The following is a 4,928-nucleotide window of genomic DNA, read 5'->3' on the forward strand; positions in this document are numbered from 1 at the left end:
GGCCACCGAATGGGTTTTGGCATCGATGATGGACAGCGTGGCGCTGACGCTGCCGGTGCGGCCGTCCTCGAACTTGACCTGGGTCTCGATGAACTGCTCACGTTTGCCCGTGTACAGCGCATCGACCAGCACGCCGTACTTGTCGGCAATGAAGCCGCGGCGCACCTTGCGCGTGCGGGTCAGCTCGTCGTCGTCGGGGTCCAGCTCCTTGTGCAGCACCAGGAAGCGTGCCACCTGCGTGTCGGCCATGCCGGCCTCGGCGGCCAGGTCGGCGTTCACCTGGGCCACGCAGTCGGCCACCATCTCCAGCACCTTGGCCTTCGATGCCAGGTCCACATAGCCGCCATAGGGCAGGCCCTGGCGCTCGGCCCAGTTGCCCACGGCCTCGTAGTCGATGTTGATGAAGGCGCAGACCTGGTCGCGGCCGTGGCCGAAGCACACGGCCTCCTTGATCTGTGGGAAGAACTTGAGCTTGTTCTCGATGTAGTTGGGCGCGAACATGGCGCCCCGGCTGGTCTTGCCCACGTCCTTGGCGCGGTCGATGATGCGCAGCTGGCCGCTGGCGTCGATCACGCCGGCATCGCCCGTGTGGAACCAGCCGTCGGCATCCACCACCTCGGCCGTGGCGTCGGGGCGCTTGTAGTACTCCTTGAGCACGGACACGCCCTTGAGCAGCACCTCGCCGTTGTCGGCGATCTTCAGCTCGATGCCCGGTGCGGCCTGGCCCACGCTGCTCAGCTCCACCTGCCCGTCGCGCTGTATGCATACATAGGCGCAGGTCTCGGTCTGGCCGTAGAGCTGCTTGAGGTTGATGCCGATGGAGCGGAAGAAGCGGAACAGCTCGGGCCCGATGGCCGCACCCGCCGTATAGGCCACGCGGATGCGCGACAGGCCCATGGCATTGCGCAGCGGCCCGTAGATGCACAGGTCGCCCAGCGCGTACTTCAGTCGGTCCAGCGCGCCCACCTTCTTGCCGTCCAGGATGTCCGAGCCCACGCGGCGCGCCACGGCCATGGCGCGGCCGTACATCCATTGCTTGAAGGGCGCGGCGTCCTCCATGCGGATGGACACCGAGGTCAGCATGCCCTCGAAGATGCGCGGTGGCGCGAAGTAGTAGCTGGGGCCGATCTCGCGCAGGTCGATGGACACGGTCGAGGCCGATTCCGGGCAGTTGATGGTGAAGCCCGCCACCAGCCACTGCGCGAAGGAAAACAGGTGGTCGCCCACCCAGGCCGGGGGCAGGTAGGAGATCACGTTGTCGCCGGGGCCCAGGCGGTCCACCTGCACGCCGCCGCGTGCCGACTCGCCAAAGCTGCGGTGCGTCTGGCACACGCCCTTGGGCTTGCCGGTCGTGCCCGAGGTGTAGAGGATGACCGAGACATCGTCGGGCGACAGCGCGGCCAGCATCGCATCCCAGGCGCCCGGGTGTGCGGCATCCCACTCCTTGCCCTTTTGCAGCAGCGCCTCGGTGCTGATCAGCCCGGGCTGGTCGTAGTGGCGCAGGCCGCGCGGGTCGTCATAGATGATGTGGCCGAGGCCGGAGACGCTCTCGCGCACCTCCAGCAGCTTGTCGACCTGCTCCTGGTTCTCGGCAAAGGCGAAGTCGATCTCGGCATCCTCGATGACGAAGCGCATCTCGGCGGCCACGGCATCCTGGTACAGCGGGATCGGTACGCCGCCCAGCGCCTGCACGGCAATGAAGCCCATGTAGACATGGGGCCGGTTGTCGCTGATGAAGGCCAGATTCTGGCCGCGTGCCAGGCCCAGCGCCGCCAGGCCGCAGGCCATGTGGCGCACGGTCTCGGCGGCCTCGCTCCAGCTCCAGGTCTGCCAGATGCCGTATTCCTTCTCGCGCAGCGCCGGCGCCTGGGGGCGCTGGGCGGCATGCTGGAGCAGCAGGTGCGGGAACGTGGTCGTCATTCCATGTCCTTGGATGTTCGTGAATGGTGGCCGCATGGTGCAGATGCCCAGGCTGTGACCTACCGGCTTGGACTGCATCCTAGGACTGGCTTTGACGCCGTGGTGTCTGTTTGACGACAATCCGCGGGAAACCCATCATCGGGAAAACGCGCCGTAACAAAAGGTGCCAAAACGGTCTCATGTCCCGCTTGGGGGCTTGCGCATCCGGGAATGTGCGCGTGCCGCGGTCCTTCTGGAAATCCCGCTCACGCCAGCCACCGGGCTCGGGCAATGCTTGGGTGGTTTTGATGATTGATCCGCGCACCCTCGCCGCGACTCCATGAGCCAAGAACTGTCACTGCATCAGCGCCGCCGCGCGCCCCGGCCCGAGGAACTCGAAGGCATTCCCTGGCTGGCCGTACTCCAGCCCGCCGAGCGCGAACGGGCCCAGAAGGCGCTGGTCGTCGGCGACGCCCAGCCCGGCGACTATGTCTGCCGCACCGGCCGCGCACCCACCTACTGGTTCGGCGTGGTCGAAGGCCTGCTCAAGATGAACACCGACGGCGCCGATGGCGCCAGCATGACCCTGGCCGGCCTGCCCCCGGGCGGCTGGTTCGGCGAAGGCACGGCCGTCAAGCGCGAGCCCTATCGCTACAACGTGCAGGCCATACGCCGCAGCGTGGTCGGCGGCCTGCCGATCGAGACCTTCCACTGGCTGCTGGACCACTCCATCGGCTTCAACCGCTTCGTCATGAGCCAGCTCAACGAGCGCCTGGGCCAATTCATCTCGGCCCGCGAAATCGACCGCCTCACCAACCCCGACCTGCGCGTGGCCCGCAGCCTGGCCGCGCTCTTTCACCCGCTGCTGTACCCGGGCGTGGGCGAGGTGCTGCGCATCACCCAGCAGGAGCTGGCCTACCTGGTGGGCCTGTCGCGCCAGCGCGTCAACGAGGCGCTGTCCGTGCTGCAGCGCGAAAACGCCATCGTCGTGGAGTACGGCGGCCTGCGCGTGCTCGACCTGGAAGCGCTGCGCAGCGGGCTGTTTGCGGCGGCGCGGCGGGCGGCCTGACGCCGCCCACTGCCACCCACTTGCGGCCTCAGATCACGCCTTCGCGCCGCAGCCTCTCCTGCTGCTGCGCATCCAGCCCCAACGCCGCATAGATGCATGCATTGTCCTGGCCTGTGGCCGGGCCGCTGCGGGGCGCAGGGGCCTGGCGGTCCGTGAAGCGTGGCACGGGCGCGGGGGCGGTGAGGGGGCCCAGGTCGGGGTCGGGCAGGGTGATGAAGCTGCCGCGTGCCGCGAAATGCGGGTCCTGCAGCGCGTCCTCGGCCGAGCAGACCTTGCTGAACGGAATGTCGTGCGCGGCCAGCGCGGCCATGGCCTGGGCGCAGTCCAGGGCTGCGCACCATTGGACAATCTGCGCATCCAGTGCCTGCAGGTGGCATATGCGCGCGGCGTTGTCCGCAAAGCGCGGGTCGGCGGCCAGGTCGGCGCGGTCCATGGCCTGGCACAGGCGCGTGAAGATGGCGTCGCCCGTGGCGACCACGGTGAGCCAGGCGCCGTCGCGCGTGCGGTAGACATTGGAGGGCGCCGTGTAGCCCGCGCACGATCCGGTGCGGCTGCGAGCCTGTCCGCCCAGCTGGAATTCGGCCGCCAGCGGGTCCAGCAGGCGCAGCATGGCTTCGGTGGCCGACAGGTCGATCTCCACGCCGCGCCGTTCGCCGGGCGGCTGCGCGTTGCGCTCGGCCAGTGCGGCCGCGATGGAGAAGGCGCCGAACAGTCCGGCCACGGCATCGCCCAGCGGGTAGTTCATGTGCTGGGGCGGGCCGCCCGCCTCGCCCGTGAGGTGGGCGAAGCCGCTCATGGCCTCGAAGATGCGCGCAAAGCCCGGCCGGCGCGCATAGGGGCCGGTCTGGCCGAAGCCCGTCAGGCGCAGCACGATGAGGCGCGGGTTGCTGGCATGCAAGGTGGCCAGGTCCAACCCCCAGCGGTCCAGCGTGCCGGTGCGGAAGTTCTCCACGAGCACGTCGAAATCCTCGATCAGCCGCAGGAACAGCGTGCGGCCCTCGGCCTTGCGCACATCGAGCGAGATGCCCTGCTTGCCCCGGTTGGCGGTTTTCCAGAACACGGCGTGGCCGTCGTGCACGGGGGCCAGGCTGCGCAGCGTGTCGCCGCCGCCGGGCAACTCCAGCTTGACGACATCGGCGCCCAGGTCGCCGCACAGCGTGGCTGAGAAGGGGGCGGCCAGCACCGTGGCCATGTCGAGGATGCGCACACCCTCCAGCGGATAGCCTTGGCGCTGCATCAGTTGCCTTTCAGGTCCACGTTCTTCAGCACGGGTTCCCAGGCGCGGCGGTCTTCGGCCACGCGCTTGTGGAAGTCCGCCGTCTGCGTGGGCAGCGGCGTGGCACCCAGGCGCGCCAGCTTGTCGCGTGTCTCGGGCAAGGCCATGGCCTTGGCCAGCGCCTGGTTGAGCGTGGCCACGATCTGCTGCGGCGTGCCCTTGGGCGCGGCCAGGCCCACCCACAGGCCGGTGTCCAGCCCGGCCACGCCCAGCTCGGCAAAGGTGGGAATGTCGGGCGCTGCGGGCGAGCGGCTCTTGCCGGTCTGCGCCAGGATGCGGATTTGCCCGCCCTGCATGTAGGGCAGGGTGCCGCCCAGGTTGTTGCACATCACCGGGATGTGGCCGGCCATGAGGTCGTTGACGGCCGGGGCATTGCCCTTGTAGGGCAGGTGCTGCATCTTCGTGCCGAGCCGGTGGTTGACCATCTCGCAGACCAGGTGCGAGGGCGTGGCCGTGCCGGCCGAGCCGAAGGACATCGTGCCGGGCCTGGCCTTGTCGGCCGCCACCAATTCGGCCAGCGTGCGGTAGGGGGTCTTGGCGTTGACGGCGATGACGTTGGGCAGGTCGGCCACCAGGCCGATGTACTCGTAGTCGGTCAGCGGATTCCACTTGAGGTTGGCGTGCACATGGGGCAGGAAGACATTGCTCAGGCCTGCCATGAGCAAGGTGTAGCCGTCGGGCGCG

General features: G+C 68.7%; 4 protein-coding genes. 1 reads left to right on the forward strand and 3 read right to left on the reverse strand.

From position 1 onward, the window contains the following. On the reverse strand, positions 1–1,920 hold a 1,920-nt coding region (locus KDK82_RS19455; protein ID WP_088165953.1), incomplete at its 3' end, for a long-chain fatty acid--CoA ligase. A 319-nt stretch (positions 1,921–2,239) separates the two neighbouring features. On the opposite strand from KDK82_RS19455, the gene KDK82_RS19460 reads away from it, so the two are divergent. Further along, the gene (locus tag KDK82_RS19460) at positions 2,240–2,968 is read left to right on the forward strand and encodes a Crp/Fnr family transcriptional regulator (RefSeq protein WP_012203091.1); all 729 of its coding nucleotides are present in this window, start codon (positions 2,240–2,242) and stop codon (positions 2,966–2,968) included. A gap of 28 nt (positions 2,969–2,996) precedes the next feature. Here the strand turns inward: KDK82_RS19460 and KDK82_RS19465 are convergent, their stop codons facing one another. After that, on the reverse strand, positions 2,997–4,205 hold the full coding sequence (locus tag KDK82_RS19465; RefSeq protein ID WP_088165954.1) for a CaiB/BaiF CoA-transferase family protein: 1,209 nt from the start codon (positions 4,203–4,205) through the stop codon (positions 2,997–2,999). After that, a partial coding sequence (locus KDK82_RS19470) for a tripartite tricarboxylate transporter substrate binding protein (RefSeq protein ID WP_256974516.1) occupies positions 4,205–4,928 on the reverse strand: 724 nt, incomplete at its 5' end. The genes KDK82_RS19465 and KDK82_RS19470, both read right to left, overlap by 1 nt.

The sequence above is a fragment of the Delftia sp. K82 genome, assembly GCF_002193035.1.
Classification (GTDB): Bacteria; Pseudomonadota; Gammaproteobacteria; order Burkholderiales; family Burkholderiaceae_C; genus Comamonas; species Comamonas acidovorans.

Coding starts and splice junctions, on each gene's coding strand:
- KDK82_RS19465 (WP_088165954.1), bottom strand. CDS start 4,205: ATGCAGCGCCAAGGCTATCCGCTGGAGGGTGTGCGCATCCTCGACATG.
- KDK82_RS19460 (WP_012203091.1), top strand. CDS start 2,240: ATGAGCCAAGAACTGTCACTGCATCAGCGCCGCCGCGCGCCCCGGCCC.